This is a genomic window from Phenylobacterium sp. FG114 (assembly GCF_057809855.1).
Map to the genome: position 1 here is coordinate 170412 of NZ_JBMDKU010000009.1, position 16568 is coordinate 186979.

Annotated in this window: 17 protein-coding genes; 8 read left to right on the plus strand and 9 right to left on the minus strand. The window is 69.4% G+C overall.

The features are described 5' to 3' along the window. Positions 1-65: 65 nt before the first annotated feature. Complete coding sequence (locus ACODSY_RS16865; RefSeq protein ID WP_488952927.1) at positions 66-1424, plus strand: M24 family metallopeptidase; 1359 nt, start codon at positions 66-68, stop codon at positions 1422-1424. A 4-nt stretch (positions 1425-1428) separates the two neighbouring features. Here ACODSY_RS16865 and ACODSY_RS16870 read toward each other — a convergent pair whose 3' ends face one another. The 3 genes from ACODSY_RS16870 to ACODSY_RS16880 are packed head-to-tail and all read right to left on the minus strand — an operon-like array spanning position 1429 to position 3602. Continuing rightward, entirely contained in the window at positions 1429-2031 is a 603-nt protein-coding gene (locus ACODSY_RS16870; RefSeq protein WP_488952928.1) for a hypothetical protein, read from the minus strand. 57 nt (positions 2032-2088) lie between these two features. After that, positions 2089-3060 (minus strand): helix-turn-helix transcriptional regulator, encoded by a 972-nt coding sequence (locus tag ACODSY_RS16875; protein ID WP_488952929.1) that lies wholly within the window; start codon positions 3058-3060, stop codon positions 2089-2091. Positions 3061-3095: 35 nt separating this feature from the next. Further along, positions 3096-3602, minus strand: coding sequence for a hypothetical protein (locus tag ACODSY_RS16880; protein ID WP_488952930.1), 507 nt, complete (start codon positions 3600-3602; stop codon positions 3096-3098). Between the two features lie 115 nt (positions 3603-3717). Between ACODSY_RS16880 and ACODSY_RS16885 the strand changes: the two genes are divergently transcribed. Next, a complete protein-coding gene (locus tag ACODSY_RS16885) occupies positions 3718-4593 on the plus strand; it encodes an acetyl-CoA carboxylase carboxyltransferase subunit beta (protein ID WP_488952931.1) in 876 nt (291 codons plus the stop codon). A 108-nt stretch (positions 4594-4701) separates the two neighbouring features. Here the strand turns inward: ACODSY_RS16885 and ACODSY_RS16890 are convergent, their stop codons facing one another. The 4 genes from ACODSY_RS16890 to ACODSY_RS16905 form a co-directional block, all read right to left on the minus strand. After that, complete coding sequence (locus tag ACODSY_RS16890) at positions 4702-6276, minus strand: EAL domain-containing protein (protein ID WP_488952932.1); 1575 nt, start codon at positions 6274-6276, stop codon at positions 4702-4704. A 191-nt stretch (positions 6277-6467) separates the two neighbouring features. Then, positions 6468-6938, minus strand: coding sequence for a GFA family protein (locus ACODSY_RS16895; protein WP_488952933.1), 471 nt, complete (start codon positions 6936-6938; stop codon positions 6468-6470). Further along, positions 6938-8011, minus strand: a complete 1074-nt coding sequence (locus tag ACODSY_RS16900; RefSeq protein ID WP_488952934.1) for a hypothetical protein — start codon at positions 8009-8011, stop codon at positions 6938-6940. The genes ACODSY_RS16895 and ACODSY_RS16900 overlap by 1 nt, the downstream gene beginning before the upstream one ends. A 75-nt stretch (positions 8012-8086) precedes the next feature. Beyond that, the gene (locus ACODSY_RS16905) at positions 8087-8788 is read right to left on the minus strand and encodes a winged helix-turn-helix transcriptional regulator (protein WP_488952935.1); all 702 of its coding nucleotides are present in this window, start codon (positions 8786-8788) and stop codon (positions 8087-8089) included. Between the two features lie 114 nt (positions 8789-8902). On the opposite strand from ACODSY_RS16905, the gene ACODSY_RS16910 reads away from it, so the two are divergent. The 6 genes from ACODSY_RS16910 (at position 8903) to ACODSY_RS16935 (ending at position 14721) form a co-directional block, all read left to right on the plus strand. Continuing rightward, positions 8903-10033: an acyl-CoA dehydrogenase family protein gene (locus ACODSY_RS16910; RefSeq protein WP_488952936.1), complete on the plus strand. Its 1131-nt coding sequence runs from the start codon at positions 8903-8905 to the stop codon at positions 10031-10033. A gap of 134 nt (positions 10034-10167) precedes the next feature. Further along, positions 10168-11223 (plus strand): alpha/beta fold hydrolase, encoded by a 1056-nt coding sequence (locus ACODSY_RS16915; RefSeq protein ID WP_488952937.1) that lies wholly within the window; start codon positions 10168-10170, stop codon positions 11221-11223. A gap of 63 nt (positions 11224-11286) precedes the next feature. Further along, positions 11287-11529: an aa3-type cytochrome c oxidase subunit IV gene (locus ACODSY_RS16920; protein WP_488952938.1), complete on the plus strand. Its 243-nt coding sequence runs from the start codon at positions 11287-11289 to the stop codon at positions 11527-11529. Positions 11530-11814: 285 nt separating this feature from the next. Next, positions 11815-12948: a Re/Si-specific NAD(P)(+) transhydrogenase subunit alpha gene (locus ACODSY_RS16925; RefSeq protein WP_488952939.1), complete on the plus strand. Its 1134-nt coding sequence runs from the start codon at positions 11815-11817 to the stop codon at positions 12946-12948. A gap of 15 nt (positions 12949-12963) precedes the next feature. Continuing rightward, positions 12964-13278: a proton-translocating transhydrogenase family protein gene (locus tag ACODSY_RS16930; protein ID WP_488952940.1), complete on the plus strand. Its 315-nt coding sequence runs from the start codon at positions 12964-12966 to the stop codon at positions 13276-13278. A gap of 24 nt (positions 13279-13302) precedes the next feature. Further along, a complete protein-coding gene (locus ACODSY_RS16935) occupies positions 13303-14721 on the plus strand; it encodes an NAD(P)(+) transhydrogenase (Re/Si-specific) subunit beta (RefSeq protein ID WP_488952941.1) in 1419 nt (472 codons plus the stop codon). 11 nt (positions 14722-14732) lie between these two features. Here ACODSY_RS16935 and ACODSY_RS16940 read toward each other — a convergent pair whose 3' ends face one another. Continuing rightward, on the minus strand, positions 14733-16106 hold the full coding sequence (locus tag ACODSY_RS16940; protein ID WP_488952942.1) for a hypothetical protein: 1374 nt from the start codon (positions 16104-16106) through the stop codon (positions 14733-14735). A 36-nt stretch (positions 16107-16142) separates the two neighbouring features. Next, entirely contained in the window at positions 16143-16481 is a 339-nt protein-coding gene (locus tag ACODSY_RS16945) for a helix-turn-helix domain-containing protein (RefSeq protein WP_488952943.1), read from the minus strand. Between the last annotated feature and the right edge of the window lie 87 nt (positions 16482-16568).

Here is a 16568-nt window from a genome sequence, read left to right on the forward strand (position 1 = left end):
GGCGCATTCACGTTGCGCCCGCGAGCGGGCTGGCCGACCATGGCCGGCGGCCAACGGGGGACCTCATGACGTTCAAGCTTACCGCAGCGATCGCCGCATCGCTGGCCCTGCCCTGCGCCGCAGCGCGGGCGGCCGAGCCGACTGTCCTGCCGTTGAGCGAGACCGAGCAAGCGAAGCCCACACTCCCCGAAATCCTGAGCCTGCGAGACCGCGCCAAGGTGATCGACGCCATCCTTGCGGGGCGGCTGGACACCGTGGTTCCCAAGCTGATGCGCGAGCAGGGCGTCGACATGTGGGTGTTGGTGGCCCGCGAGTACCTGGAGGATCCGGTCGTCGCCACGATGCTGGACGCCGAGAGCCTGCGGGCGCGCCGCCGGACCATCCTGATGTTCTTCGATCCCGGCGGGGGCAAGCCCATCGAGCGGCTGACCGTCAGCCGATACGGCCTGGGCGGCCTGTTCAAGCCCGTGTGGAATCCGGACCAGCAGCCCGATCAATGGAAGGCGCTGGCCGAGGCCATCGCGGCGCGCAATCCGAAGAAGATCGCCATCAACACCTCCTCGCTCACCGCGTTCGGCGATGGCCTGACCCATAGCCAGCACGAGGACATGGTCGCCGCGCTGGCGCCGGCCTATCGCTCGCGGTTGGTGTCGGGCGAGAAGCTGTCGGTGGGTTGGCTGGAGACCCGCACGCCTCTGGAGATGAAGTACTATCCGGGCATCGTGCGCCTCGCGCACGCCGTGATCGCCGAGGGATTCTCGACCAAGGTGATCAAGCCCGGCGTCACCACCACCGACGACGTCGTCTGGTTCTGGCGCGAGCGCCTGGCGCGGCTGGGGATCGACACCTGGTTCCATCCCTCGGTGGGCGTCACCCGCCAGGACGTGAAGGAGCTGCTCGAGGGAGACACGGTCATCCAGAAGGGCGACCTGCTCTGGTGCGACTTCGGGGTGACCTATCTGCGGCTCAACACCGACACCCAGCACCTGGCCTATGTGCCGAAAGACGGCGAGACCGACGCGCCTGCCGGGCTGAAGGCGGGACTGGCGGCGGCCAACAAGATCCAGGACGCGGTTCGCGCGGCCTATGCCGTCGGCCGAAGCGGCAACGATGCGCTGAAGATCGCGCGCGACACATCGCTCGCCCAGGGACTGAAGCCGTCGATATACTCCCACCCGCTGGGCTACCACGGCCACGGCGCCGGCCCGGCCATCGGCATGTGGGACGACCAGACCGGCGTGCCGCACGGCGCACAGGCGATCCACGCCGACACCGTCTGGTCGATCGAACTCTCGGCCTTCGCGCCGGTCCCGGAGTGGGGCGGCCAGGAGGTCCAGTTCCGCACCGAGGAGGACGCCTTCTACGACGGCAAGACGGTGCGGTTCCTCGATGGTCGCCAGACCGAACTGACGCTGGTCCGGTAGCGGGCTACTCCCGCACCAGATCCAGCACCCAGTTGTCCTCCCAGGTGCGGCCGCCATCGACGGAGAACGACTGGACGAAGTGGGCCTTGTCCTTGCCCTGGTGGCTCCAGACGTAGCGAACGAATATCGCGCGGCCGCCGAACACCTCATAGTCGTAGAGCTCGCCGACGCCGTTCCTGAACTTCCCGATGGTGGCCGGCAGACCGAGCGCGCCGTTGGCGGCGTCGACCAGATAGATGCTCCACTCGCCGCTCTTGGGATTGTAGAGCCTTAGCGTCTGCCCGTCGTAGCGCTTGCCCTCTTTGGTCACGACGTCGAAGTCCTCGAAGTTGCCGCGCCCGCCCGCGATTTTCCGCGTCTTGGATGTGCCGGTGTACTCGAGCCAGGTGGTCGAGCCCGACAGCGGCTTCTCCAGCTTGCGAAGATGGGCCTTCCAGTCGCCGATCAGGAAGTCGAAGCCACCCCAGCCATCGGGGTCGTCCGCGGTGTTGGCGGGGGGAGCGGGCGGCGAGGCGGGCGCGCCGACCAAGGTGGGTTGCTGAGCTAGGGCCGGCTGGGCGGCGAGGACCGCCGCGGCGAGCGCGGCGGCTTGGATCAGGCGATGCATGGAACCCTCCGTGTCTTTGGTGAGGGCGTTATGCGGGCCTAAAGCTGACAGCTGGCGTCAGGTTTTGTCGGCCGCGTACATTTTTGTCAGGCTTCCCGCGATCTCGGCCATGCGGGCCCGCAGTTCCGGCGGTTCCAGGACCTCGGCGTCGGTTCCGAGCTTCATGAAGTCGGAGGCGGCGTGCTCGAGGGACTCGATGGGAATGGTGACGGTCGCCCACCCGGCGGCGTCGAAGTCGGTGGCGGCGCGGGCGGCCCGTTCGGCCAGGGGGCTGACATTGCAGACGAGGCGCAGGCCCACGGGTGACAGCCGCAGCACAGCCTCCGTCTTGTAGAGCCGGTCCTCGAAGTCCTTCACCCACGACCGCCAATAGCCGGCCAAGTCGAACGCCGTGGGCCGCTCGAACGTCTCGGGCCGCAACTCCAGCGACTGGATATTCGAGACGCGATAGGTGCGCGGCTTGCCGCCCGATTGGGCGACCAGGTACCAGACGCCCGCCTTGAGGGTGAGGCCCATCGGCTCCAGCTCGCGTTCGACGACGCCCGCCCAGCTGTCGTAGCGCACCTTGATCCGCCGCGCGTTCCAGACCGCCTCGGCGATCTGCGGCAGCACGTCGGTCTGCTCGGCGTTTCGATACCAGCCGATGGGATCGAGGTGGAAGCGGCTGCCGATCCGCGCCGCGCCGGTGCGCCCCTCGGCGGGCAGGGCGGCCAGCAGCTTCAGCTGGGCCGCGGCCATCGCGTCGCCCAGGCCCAGGTCGGCGGCTGGGCCCGGCAGGCCGGACAGGAACAAGGTCTCGGCCTCGGCGGCGCTGAGGCCGGTCAGCCGGGTGCGGTATCCCTCCAGCAGTTGGAAGCCGCCAGAGCGGCCGCGATCGGCATAGACCGGCACCCCGGCGGCGCTGAGGTGGTCGATGTCCCGATAGATGGTTCGGACGGAGGTCTCGAACTCGTCGGCCAGCGCCTGGGCCGTCATCCGGCCGCGGGTCTGGAGCAGAAGCAGGATCGAGAGCAGGCGGCTCGCACGCATCCGGCCACCCTAGCAGGCAAACCCGACACGCTGTGTCAGCTATTGCGGCGCGGGATGTCGTTGCGCGGCCGTCGGGCGAACCAGCCGCCGACCACGCAAGAGGGCTCGCCATGGCGGACGGTGACGGTGGTGCGCTTGCCTGGGCCGGGCTGGAAGACGACCTTCCGCGAGCCGGTGTCCACCGCCACGGCGCCAGGGCCGCTGAACTGGCAGACGCTGTAGCTCTCCGGGTTCATGAAGCCCGTCTCGCGAAAAGCCGAGCAGCTGACGTCGCCGAGATGCCGGGTGAACTCGATCTTGTTGTAGGTGAAGGTCCTCGGGGTCTTGTGGCCAACGACCCGCAGATCTGGAGCCGCGACGACAGGGCAGGCCGGCCCCTCGATGGTCCACAGCTTCCGCTCGGCCTCCGCGCCCGCCCAGGTACGATAGACGTCGATAGCCGGCATGGCGATGAGCATCAGCAGGATGCCGCCCAGGCCCGCGTGCTGCAGGAAGGCGTCCCGCCGCGACGGCTTGCGCAACGCCCGGATCGCCTCGATCACGACACGGCTCCCGAATTACAGATGTAGAAAGTTACACGTGTAATCTCAGCGCGCAAGTAGGCTTCCCAACGCCCTCGCTGCGGTTAAGCTCGGCCGCCACGAGCGGGAGGCGCTGTTGAGCAAGGAACCGCGGGCCGGATGGCTCTCCCGGCTAGCGCCGGGTGTGCGCAAGGCGCTGGGCAAGCCAGAGGTCCCGGACGACCTCTGGCTGCGCTGCCCCGCCACGGGCGACATGGTCTATCGGCCGGACGTCGAGGCCGCGCTGTGGGTGACGCCCGCCGGCCACCACCTGCGGCTCAACGCGGCGCAGCGGCTGGCGGTGACCTTCGACGAGGGCGTCTTCGAGCGGCTGGCCTCGCCGACGGTCCCGGACGATCCGCTGGGGTTCGTGGGCGACAAGGCCTACGCCGACCAGATCGTGGCGGCGCGCGAGGCCAGCGGCGAATATGACGCCATGGCGCTGGCGGTCGGGGCGGTCGGCGGCGAGGAAGCGGTGGTCGCCGTGCAGGACTTCTCGTTCCTGGGCGGTTCCCTCAGCCGGGCGGTGGGCGAGGCGTTCGTCGAGGCGGCGCGGACGGCCGCGGCCCGTAAGCTGCCCTTCGTGCTGTTCACGGCGACCGGCGGTGCGCGCATGCAGGAAGGCACACTGTCGCTGATGCAGATGGCGCGGACGACCCTGGCGCTGAACGAGTTGAAGGGCGCGAACCTGCCCTATGTGGTGGTGCTGACCGATCCCACGACCGCCGGGGTGATGGCGTCGTACGCCATGCTGGGCGACCTGCATGTGGCGGAGCCCGGCGCCCTGATCGGCTTCACCGGCCGCCGCGTGATCGAGCAGACCATACGCGAGACCCTGCCGGACAACTTCCAGCGGGCGGAGTTCCTGCAGGAACGGGGCATGGTGGACCAGATCGTACGGCGCGCCGACCTTCCGGCCGTGCTGGGCAGCTATCTGAAGACCCGTCGTCTCGGCCGCGAACGCGCCGCCTAGCGCCGGCGGCTTCAGATGGCGCCGACCTGACCCGGTCGGCAGGATCGATCTGCTTGGTTTAGAGCGCGTCTCGGCCCGAAGCCGGCTTCCGCTTTCGCCCAACGCGCTCTAGCCGCGGCCCCAGGTCTCGTTTGCGCCCTTTCGCCGGCTCGGCGCCGCGGGGGGCAACTCGGGCCGTGGGCCGGGCCGGCCGAAATGCCAGCCTTGGCCGAACTTCACGCCCAGGCCGGCGACACGCTGGGCGACGTCCTCGGTCTCGATCATCTCGGCCACCGTGGCCACGCCCAGTTCCGCGCACAGTTCGGCGAGGCGCTTCAGCAGCGTCACGTCGCGGGGACGCGTGTCGAGCGCACGAACGAAGCGGCCGTCAAACTTGAGAACGTCGGCCTCCAGCTCGCGAAGATAGTCCAGTGACGCCGATCCCGCGCCGAAGTCGTCAAGGCAGACCACGTGCCCTGCCGCGCGCAGGCGCTGGATCTCGGCGTTGGCTGCCCCGAGGTCCGACAGCCGATGACTTTCGGTGACCTCCAGCAGGAGCCGCGGTCGCAGGTGCGGGAACGCGATCGTCGTCTGGAGAACGTCTTCCACGAACCCTGACGTCTCCAGCGAAAACGCGCTGATGTTGGCCGCGATGCGGGTCTCGGGCGGGGAGTCGCGCAGCATCGCCACCACGCTCTTCACGATGGCGAGGTCGAACTCGACGACCAGGCCCAGTTCCTCGGCGAGCTTGATCGTGGCCGCCGGGCCTCCGCCACTCTCGAAGCGCGTCAGCGCCTCGTAGTGGTGCACGCCGCGCGTCCGAAGGTCGACCACGGGTTGATAGACCAACTCGAAGCGGCCGTTGCGGACCATGTCCTTGAAGCGCTTCGAGTCGGCGACGGTCTGACGCAGCGCCGCCTCGAAACCCTGAGCGGCGGCGGAGGGCCCGTCCTCGATGCAGCGGTCCAGGGCGTAGCGGATCGCCCGCAGGCTCTCGCCGGGCGCCGCCGGATCCAGGGCCAGCTCGCCCGAAGACATCTCGACGCCGGGGCCGGCGAGCTCGCGGATGCGCTCAGCGAGCGCTTCCGGGCCCGCGGGACCCGACCGCAGCATGGCGAAGCGTTCGGAGCCGAGGTCGGCCGCCGGCGCGCCGCCGTACGAGGCCGCGCGAAGAACGGCCGCCAGCTTGCGCCGAGCGGTCTCGGCGGCCTCGGCGTCCATCGCCGCGAGGGCCGGAGCCAGGCCGGTGAATTCCAGCAGGTCGACGTGCAGCGGCGTGCCGGTCTGTTCGGCGTGCGTCAGCAGCCCGAGCGCCGCGGTCTCGAAGTCCTCGCGGCTGGCCAGACCGGACGCGTCGACCTGAACCTCGGTGGGACTCGGTTGCCAGAGGCTGAGGGCGACGGCCACGCCCGTCCTCTCGGGCATCTGGAACAGGGACAGCGTCGCCGTCTGCACGCCATTGCCGCTCACCAGGCCGATCTTGAAGGGGCCGCGACGTTCTCCAGGACGAAGGTCGAGCAGCACGGCCTCGACCAGGTCCTTGTCGGCCGCGTGGATCAGGTCGAGAAATCGCTCGCCGGCCAGGGTTTCGGCCTGGCGTCCGACCAGTTGGCCGCCGGCGCCCGTCCCGAAGGCGATCCGGCCGTCCCTGGCGACCTCCAGCACCATGTCGGCGCTGGCGAAGACGAAGGTGAGGAGTTGCACGACGCTGGGCGCGGCAGGGCTGTTACCGCCCCGCGGCGAGATCCTCGACACCCTGCTTACCGACGCCGCCATCCCGCTCCGCCCCGACGCAAAAACGCGCGGCGCCCGGAGTTCGGGCCGCCGCAGGATCACCGGATAACCCCACTGTGCTTACAAGGTGCTGAATGCGGAGAAATTTATCCGCCCGCGCTTCAGAACATCGGGTCGGGCGGCGGCCGCTTCTTCTTCCGTGGCCGTTCCCACATCACGCCTGGATAGCCCTTCAGGGGCGCCAGCGGCTCACCCAGGTAGGTCCAGTCGGCCTGCTCGCCGAGGTTCATGTGGTAGCGGGGCTCCCGCCCGGTCCGCGTCGCGAAGAGGGCGCGCGGCACATTGACCATCTGCGGCGAACGGGCGCGTTCGTAGGTCAGCGGCGTGCCGCAGCGCGCGCAGAAGCTGCGGATCGTGCCCGCCGCGTCGTCCTGGTATCGCGTGACGTGTTCCTCGCCCTCGACGAAGCGGAAGCGGCTACGCCAGCTGCCGACATAAGTGGCGTACGCCGCGCCGTGCGCCAGCCGGCTTGCGGCGGCATGATCGTGCCAGGCCCAACGGGCGGGAACGCCGATCTCCACCATCACGGCGCCGCAGGCGCATGCGCCCACCGCCACGTCTCCCCGCGCCATCAGTCCAGGCCCAGCCAGCCGAGGATCGCGGCGTTGGCTTCGCGCGGATAGGTGTGGCTCAGGTCGTCGATCTCGACGTAGGTGACCGCGGCGCCGGCCCGGGCCAGGTCGGTCGCGGCTTCGCGGGCCATGCCGACCGGGAACATCCAATCCAGGGCGCCGTGGACGATATGGATCGGGAGGCCCGCCATCCGCGTGGGCTCGGCGAACCCGGCCAGCATGGGATGGAAGGCCGCGGCGACCGGTCCGAGATGGGTGAACGGCGAGGTCGGCTCCAGCCCGGACACATAGGTGAAGGTGCCGCCATCGCTCATGCCGGTCAGCAGCATGCGCGTCTCGTCGATATTCCAGCGGCCGCGGACGTAGTTCAGCAGGCGACCGAGGTTCGGCGTGTCGAGGTCCGGGCCGCTGAGCGCCCAGGTGCGGCCGATCGCGGTGGGCGAGACCAGGATCGCGCCGCGCGTGCGCGCATCGCGCAGCCAGCTCCACAGGAAGCCTCGCCCGCTGCCGCTGCCGCCGTGCAGGGCCACGATCAGCGGCCAGGCGGTGTTGGGGTCGTAGTACTCCGGCACATAGATCGAGAACCCGCCGCGGGCTTCTGGCGCGTTGTCATAGTGGAGGACGCCCTTGTCCGGTCCGGGCTCGGCGTGCGCCAGCCGACGGGCCAGCTCGGCGTCGCCGCGGCGGTCGGGATCGAGGAAGAAGCGACTGACGGGCGGCAACGTCGCGGCCAGCGGATAGAGCGCCTCGTTCGCCTTCGGCAGGTGGCGCAGCGCGCGGAACACGGCCGTCAGCATCTCGGGGTCGTCGGGCGCGGCGCGCAACTCGTCATAGGCGCAGAGCGCGGCGTTTGATGCGGCGAGCAGGGGCGCGCGAACATGGTCCAGCTCGTCCGGCCAGGCCCCCAATCGGGCGGTCTGGCCACGCAGCTCCGCGTCGGGCTGCCCGACGGCCGCGAGAACGCTCTCGAAGTCGGGCGGATTAAGGTAGCGCGCGATGAAGCCCAGGCGCTCCAGCGCCTGCAGCAGCGGCGGCAGGAACGCCACCAGGTCGTCGAGCTCGCGCTCCTCCACGCATCCCCCTTCGCGTCGGACCCCTCCAACCTAGGGTGCGGCCGGCGAAATGGAAGCGCCGCGGACGATCGCCGTTCAGGCGGCCGGGGGGAACGCCAGGACGCGCGGCGCGGGGATCTCAGGCAGGCGCAACACGCGCTTCAGTTCCGCCACCTTGGGCGGCGCGCCCGAGATGGTGATGTCGCCGCTGGCCAGGGCGTCGGCCATTCCCCGATGGCCCATCCAGACCCGCACGAAGGCTTCGAGGTCGGCGCCCAGCACCACGTCCACCTCATTGCCCGGATCCTTGAGGCAGACCTCGACGTCCGCCGGCCGCAGTATCATCCACCAATAGCGGCGGGCCGCATGGGCGCGGGGGATGCCTCGGAACTCGAAGCGCAGCACGATCTCGCGATCGGGCAGTTCGGACCGCGAGATCTGGCGTCGCATGCCCCACATGAGCAGCGTCGGGTCCAGTTCTTCGTGCGCGATCCGGCCCTGGCCGTAGCGCTGGCCCCAGTCCGACATCAGGTTGACGATGCCGCCGAAATGCTCGCCGGCGGGCGTCAGACTGTAGAGCTTGCCCTGCGCCAACGGCTCGGTGGCGATGACGCCCGCGTCCTCGAGTTCGGCCAAGCGCTGGACCAGCAGGGCGCGCGACATCAGGGGCACACCACTGTGGATCTCGGTGAACCGCTTCGCGCCGAAACACAGCTCGCGCACGATCAGCGGCGTCCACCGTTGAGCGAACACCTCGGCTGTCTTGGCGACCGGGCAGAATTGTCCGTATCCCTTCATGCCGCCAGGGTTGTCCGGAGAACCGGGTTCGACAAGTTCATTCTTCGAACTGGAGGCTATCGGGGGATATCGACGATACGCGGTCCTCGACATCGCGAACGATTGAGGCTGCCAATGAACATTATGGTCAAACACCCCCAAGCCACCGACTGGGCGCAACGCGTTCACGACCTTGCACCGCAGATCGCTCCGCGCGCGACCGAGGCCGACGAAACCGACGCCTTCGTGGCCGCGAACCTGGAGCTGCTCAAGGCGGAGGGCTTCCAGACCGCCCCCGCGCCGGCCGAGCTCGGCGGCGGCGGCGCCAGCATCGCCGAACTCTCGGCCATGCTGCGGGCCCTGGCCGGCTATTGCGGTTCGACCGCCTTGGCGCTCGCCATGCACACCCACGCCGTGGCCCTGCCGGCCTGGCGCTGGCGGCGCACGCCCGAGGCGGTGGAGGGTCTGCTCAAGCGGGTCGTCGGCGAGGGCCTGACCCTCGTCTCGAGCGGCGGCTCGGACTGGCTGGACGGCTCGTGCGTCGCCACGCCCGTCGAAGGCGGCTTCCGCGTCACCGGCCGCAAGATCTTCTCCAGCGGGTCCCCGCGTGGCGATCTGCTGGTGACGATGGCCGTCCAGGACACCCCCGACGGGCCGATGGTCCTGCACATGGCGATCCCGATGCGGGCCGAGGGCGTGCAGGTGCTCGACACCTGGCGCACCCTCGGCATGCGCGGCACGGCTTCGCATGACCTACAGCTCACCGAGGTGTTCGTCCCCGAGGCTGCGGTCACGGTCCGCCGGCCGTCGGGCAAGTGGCATCCGCTGATGCACATGGTCAGCATGGTGGCGTTTCCACTGATCATGAGCGTCTACGTCGGCCTCGCCGAGGCGGCGCGGAACCGGGCCGTGGAACTGGCGGCGCGCAAGGCCTCCGCAGACACCGAGCAACTGATCGGCCAGATGGAGACCGAACTGGCGGCCGCGCGGCTGGCGCTCGCCGACATGGTGGCCTGCGCCGAGACGCAAGAGCCCGGTCCGGAGACCACCAACCGCATCATGACCGGCCGGACGCTGGTCGCGCGCGCATCCATCGCCACGGTGGAAAAGGCCATGGCCGCGGCCGGCGGCGCGGGCTTCTACCGGGCCACGGGGCTGGAGCGGATCTGGCGCGACGTCCAGGCCGCCCGCTACCACCCGCTGCAGGAGCCGGCGCAGGCCCGCTTCGCCGCGCGCGTCGCGCTGGGCCGGCCCATCGACGGCTGACGCCGCCTCCCGGAAACGTCCGAGCCGGCCGTGCCCCAGACCGCCGCCGGCTCGTGCGACCCCGCCGCCTCCCCCGAACAGGCGGCGGGGGTATCCGCTTGCCATTTTTCAAACGGCCGTTAGACCGGATCGCGATGGCCAACGACCTCGCTGACAAGACCGGTTCTTCGAAGGAAACCTACGACGACCGGCCGTTCCATTCCGACGACCTGCCGCCCGAGGTCCGCGCGCCGCTGGCGCCTTACGCCGGGGCCGAGCCGGCGTCGCCCGAGTGGTTCAAATGGGCCGTGGCCCAGGCGCCCGAGCGCAGCTTCGTCACCTCGCACGGCACGAAGATCGAAGCGCTGACCTGGGGCCAGCGCGGCAAGCCCGGACTGCTGCTGGCCCATGGCAACAGCGCTCACGCCGACTGGTGGAGCTTCATCGCTCCCTACCTCGCGAAGGACTATCGGGTCACCGCCATGTCGCTTGCCGGCATGGGCGAGTCCGACTGGCGCGAGACCTATCGCTTCTCCGACTTCTCGGACGACGCCGAGGCGGTCAGCCGCGCGACGGGCCTGTACGACGGCGGCCGCAAGCCGATCTACATCGGCCACTCTTTCGGCGGCGGGCAGGTGTTCTTCACGGCGGCGCAACGGCCCGAGCTGATGGAGGCTGCGATCCTGGTGGACACCGGCTTCGGCGGGCCCCCGCCCGAGGTGCTGAAGGAACGGGCCGCGCGCCGCGAGCTTCTGGCCAACATCCCCAGCCCCGACAAGCCGTCGCGCGTCTATCCCACCCTGGCCAAGGCGTTGGAGCGGTTCCGCCTGATGCCGCCACAGCCGGCCGAGAACCACTACATCCTCGATTTCATCGCCCGCCGCTCGCTACGGCGCGCCCCGCTTTCCGAGGCGGACGGCGGCGGCGAGGGGTTCGCGTGGAAGTTCGACCCGAACATGTGGGAAAAGCTGGACCGCTCCGGGATGGGCATGTCGACCAGCGGCAAGCTGCCGCCCGTCGCGGTCCCGTTGGTGCACATCTATGGCGAGAAGAGCCGGATCATCGAGCGTCGGCGCGTCGGCGAGGAGACGGCGCTGGCCGAGGTGGCGCGCGAGATCGAGATTCCCGATTCCCACCACCATGTGATGATCGACCAGCCGCTGGCGCTGGTGGCGGCGCTTCGGACGCTTCTCGCCACTTGGCCGCATTGAACCCGGGTGGCGGTTCGTGTATCGCCCCCTCGACCTCCCTTTTCGTCTGAGAGTGAAATCCCGATGGCCGGAGCTTCTTCCGACTACCAGCGCGGCAACATGGACATTGCCGAGCAGACCGCGACGTTCCACCTGATCATGGGCCTGACGAAGTGGGGCTCGCTGTACATCGCGGCGGGCGTGTTCTTCTTCACCCTGCTGTTCTGCACGCACACGGGCTTCGCCGGCTCGGCGATCAGCGCCGTCGTCATGCTGGTGCTGGGCACGCTGCTCCTGCGCGACAAGAAGGACGCCGCGGCGCACTGACGCCCGGCCAATCCAGGCTGCCATTGACGAGCCTCCGCGAACGCGGGGGCTTTGTCGTGCGTGGAGCCCCGGATCGGTGTGAACGCCGGTCGCCGGACGGGTCGTGCGTTGCGCAGGAAGCTCCCTGAAGTTCGTCGTCCGGTGAAAACTTGCGCGGCTTTGCTGCGCTGCAGCGAAATCTTTCAAACATATGTTCGAAAGCCCGGCTGAGGGCGGCTGGACAAGGGTTCGCCACACCCCCTATGGTCGCGCCGCAAGAGGGCTTAGCGGGGGATTTCGCGGACCATGGCCGTTATCGCCGTGACGAAGGAACGCCGGGCGGGCGAGACCCGCGTGGCCGCCGTGCCCGAGACGGTGAAGAAGCTGATCGCGGCCGGATTCTCGGTGGTCGTCGAGACAGGGGCCGGCGTCGCCGCTTCCTATCCCGACGCGGAGTACGAGGCCGCGGGCGCCGCCATCGCCAAGACGGCCAAGGACGCTATCGGCAAGGCCGACATCCTGTTCAAGGTGCGCGGCCCCGAGGCCGATGAGATCAAGGCGCTGAAGTCCGGCGCGATCGTCGCCGCGACGCTGAACCCCTACATGGAGCGCGCCACGGTCGACGCGCTGGCCGCCCAGGGGGCCACCGCCTTCGCCATGGAGTTCGTGCCGCGGATCACCCGCGCCCAGGTGATGGACGTCTTGTCGTCGCAGGCCAACTTGGCGGGCTACCGCGCCGTGATCGAGGCCGCCGAGGCCTACGGCAAGGCGCTGCCGATGATGATGACCGCCGCCGGCACCGTCGCCGCGGCCAAGGTGTTCGTCATGGGCGTGGGCGTCGCCGGCCTGCAGGCCATCGCCACGGCCCGCCGACTGGGCGCGGTTGTGACGGCGACCGATGTGCGCCCCGCCACCAAGGAGCAGGTCGAGAGCCTCGGCGCCAAGTTCCTGGCGGTTGAGGACGAGGAGTTCAAGAACGCCCAGACCGCCGGCGGCTACGCCAAGGAGATGAGCAAGGAATACCAGGCCAAGCAGGCCGAGCTCACCTCCAGCCACATCGCCAAGCAGGACATCGTCATCACCACCGCCCTGATCCCGGGCCGCCCGGCGCCGAAGCTGGTCAGCGCCGCCCAGGTCGCCTCGATGAAGCCGGGCTCGGTGCTGGTCGACTTGGCCATCGAGCAGGGCGGCAACGTCGAGGGCGCCAAGCTCGGCGAGGTCGTCACCACGGCCAGCGGCGTGAAGATCCTGGGCATTCCGAACCTGCCGGGCCGCATCGCCACCGACGCCTCGGCGCTCTACGCCCGCAATCTGCTGGCCTTCTCGGGCCTGTTCCTCACCAAGGAAGGGGCCTTCGCACCCGACCTTGAGGAGGAGATCCTGAAGGCTGCCCTGGTCACCCACGGCGGCGCGGTCGTCCACCCCAACCTCAAAGCCTGATCCGGAGCTGAAACGATGGATGTCGATCCCACGGTCTTCCGCCTGGCGATCTTCGTGCTCGCGATCTTCGTGGGCTATTATGTGGTCTGGAGCGTCACGCCGGCGCTTCACACGCCGCTGATGGCCGTGACCAACGCCATCTCGTCCGTGATCATCGTGGGCGCCCTGCTGGCCGCCGCGGCGAGCGGCGGGGACGGCCATCTCACCACGAACGTCATGGTCTCCAAGGGCGCCGGCGCGATCGCGGCGGCCTTCGCGGCGGTGAACATCTTCGGCGGCTTCCTCGTCACCCAGAGGATGCTCGCGATGTACAAGAAAAAGTCGAAGTAGCGCGGCCGGGCGGGGGCACTGCACATGAACGCCAATATCGCGGCCATCCTGTACCTCGTCTCCGGGGTGCTCTTCATCCTGGCGCTGCGGGGCTTGAGCTCGCCGACCACCAGCCAGGCGGGCAACCGCAACGGCATGATCGGCATGGCCATCGCGGTGGCGACCGCGCTCGCCACCCTCTGGGGCCAGGGCGCGCTGGATCCGCTGACCCTGGGCCTGATCGTCGGCGGCGTCGCCATCGGCGGGGGCGTGGGCGCCATGATCGCGCGCAAGGTCGCCATGACCTCGATGCCCCAGTTGGTCGCCACCTTCCACAGCCTGGTGGGCGCGGCCGCCTGCCTCGTGGCCGTGGCGGCGATCTACACGCCCGCGGCCTACGGCATCCTGGGCGACGACGGCTCGATTCACCTGAACTCGCTGATCGAACTCAGCCTGGGCCTGGCCATCGGCGCCATCACCCTCACGGGCTCGGTGATCGCGGCGCTTAAGTTGAACGGCAACATGAGCGGCGCGCCGATCCTGCTGCCCGCGCGCCACCTGCTGAACATCGTGCTGGCCCTGGGCATCGTCGCCCTGGTGGTCGTGCTCGTGATGAGCGGCGGCTCGGCGCTGTGGGCGTTCTGGGCGATCCTGGCGCTCAGCCTGATCATCGGCATCACCCTGATCATCCCGATCGGCGGCGCGGACATGCCCGTCGTCGTGTCGATGCTGAACAGCTATTCCGGCTGGGCGGCGGCGGCCCTGGGCTTCACGCTCGAGAACGTCACCCTGATCATCACCGGCGCGCTGGTGGGCTCGTCGGGCGCGATCCTCAGCTACATCATGTGCAAGGCGATGAACCGCAGCTTCATCTCCGTCATCCTGGGCGGCTTCGGCGCCGAGGACGCGGCGGCCGGCGGCGGCGGCAAGGTCGAGACGCGCCCCGTGAAGCAGGGCTCGGCCGACGACGCGGCCTTCATCATGAAGAACGCCAGCAAGGTCATCATCGTCCCCGGCTACGGCATGGCCGTGGCCCAGGCGCAGCATGCCCTGCGCGAGATGGCCGACAAGCTGAAGGAGGAGGGCGTCGAGGTGAAGTACGCCATCCACCCCGTCGCCGGCCGGATGCCCGGGCACATGAACGTTCTGCTGGCCGAGGCCAACGTCCCCTACGACGAGGTCTTCGAGCTTGAGGACATCAACGCCGAATTCCCCACGGCCGACGTGGCCTTCGTGATCGGCGCCAACGACGTGACCAACCCTGCCGCCAAGACCGACCCGCAGTCGGCCATCTACGGCATGCCCATCCTGGACGTCGAAAAGGCGCGCACGGTGCTGTTCGTGAAGCGCGGGATGGCGGCCGGTTATGCGGGCGTCGAGAACGAGCTGTTCTTCCGCGACAACACGATGATGCTGTTCGGCGACGCCAAGAAGATGGTCGAAGGGATCCTGAAGGGGCTGTAGCGGCCCCGATCTCAGCCGAAGAGATCGCCCGTCGTGAAGGACTGCCCCGTGATCACGACCGGGCTCTCCGCGCCGCCGATCACGTGACCGTTGCGGCCGACAAGCACATAGCCGTCCATGACACCGTCGCCGTCGAGGTCGATCTCGACGCGGCTCAGCGGGGGACCCACCAGGGTCGTACCGAAATCGCCGCCAGTCCCGGTTGGCGGCGTCAGGGTTGGATGCGTCGGATCGCCACCCTGGCCGGTGAACCCTCCGCCACCCGAGCGGTCGCCGTCGCCGCCTTGGTCTGGGGTCGTCGTGGTCGTGACGGTCTTGTCGTCCGTCACCGGCTTGGCTGGAAGTGTGATGATCCGGCCGTTGGCCGTGGTCAGCTTATCGCCGTCGAGGACGCTGAAGTCGAGGACGACGCCCAGCAGCGTGTTGGCGTGGCCCAGCTGAACTGGCGCTTCGACCACGAAGGTGTCCGCGCCCGCGCCGCCAATGGCGACCGTTCCCGAGGTCAGTTCGATCTGGTCGTCGCCCGCGCCGCCTTCCAGCAGGTCGTGGCCGCCGCCGCCGCGCAGCGTGTCGTTGCCGGCGCCGCCGATGATGTGCTCGTCGGCCGCCGTGCCGGTGATCCGGTCGTCGCCGTCCGTGCCGCGGATGACGGCGGGAGGCGGCTCGGCTTGTGGCGCGGCCATCACGGCCTCAGTCTTGGCGGTGGGCGTCTCGGCCGGAGAGTCGACGGGGCGCGAGGCGACCAGCGGAGTCGGTTCGGCTTCGCGCGGCGCGGCGGCCTGCGGAGGCTCCGGCGCCGGCGCGACCAGGATCGCCGCAGCATGCGGCGCGTTCGCCGGCTGCTGCAGGGTGGCGCCCTGGGTCGCCAACTCGCGCTCTTGGGTCGGGGTCTCGTCTTCCGGCGGCGGTGGGGCAGGTTCGCTAGGCAGTTCGGGTGGCAGCTCTGCGGCCTCGGCCGTCCCGGCGACACCGGACGTCTCGTAGAAGAAGGCCGCGGCGGCCACGAGGGCGAGGAAGGTCTGGCCTTGGCGGGCCGTCAGGCCGAACGGCAGGATCGTGGCGCTCTGCGGCGCCATCGCCGCTTCGGTCACATCGAGTCGGTCCCGAAGGGCCGCGTGGAGGTCGGCGCCCTCGTTCACTGCGTCGTCCACCGCGGAGTGGACCACGAACCGGCCATCGATGCGCGCCACGTGGATCAGGACGTCGCCCGAACCATCGGTGACCACGCACCAGGGGTCGCCCTCGTCGGTGGCCCCGAAGATCACCTCGACGTGCACGCCGCCGGCGGCAAGCCGGTCGGCGACCTCTTCCAGGCGCGCGCGTTCACCCGCGGTCCACTCGCCGCTGTCGCGCACACGGGCGATGAAGGGAACGACCTGACCCATGGCTCTAGGGAAGCATCTCCTGCCCGATCTCGGGGCTTAGCCGGTCGCCCGGCCCTTGAGGGCCTGGGCCGCGCTCTCGGCGCCGAACAGCAGCCTATATAGTTCCGGTTCGTAGAAGCGCAGCAGGGTCTTGGCGAAATCTCCGGGTTCGAGGCCCAGCGCCGTGGCCCAAGCCCCCTGCGTTTCGATCGGCAGGCGGCCCAATCCGCTCTCCACCTGCGAGACGAACGTGTAGTAGCGCAGCCCCACCTTCTCGGCCAATTCGGCTTGAGTGAGGCCCGCGTCCTCGCGCGCCGACTTCAGCCAGCGACCGGCCTGCTGGCGCAGGACCTTGATCTGGGCGGCCTTGGCAGGGTCGGTCGCGGGTCTCGGCATCGTGGGCTCCGGGCTTGCGGTGCGCACTTGCGGCACGCACCCAAGCCTAATAATACAGTATTTACGCAACGCATAATTACGCGACGT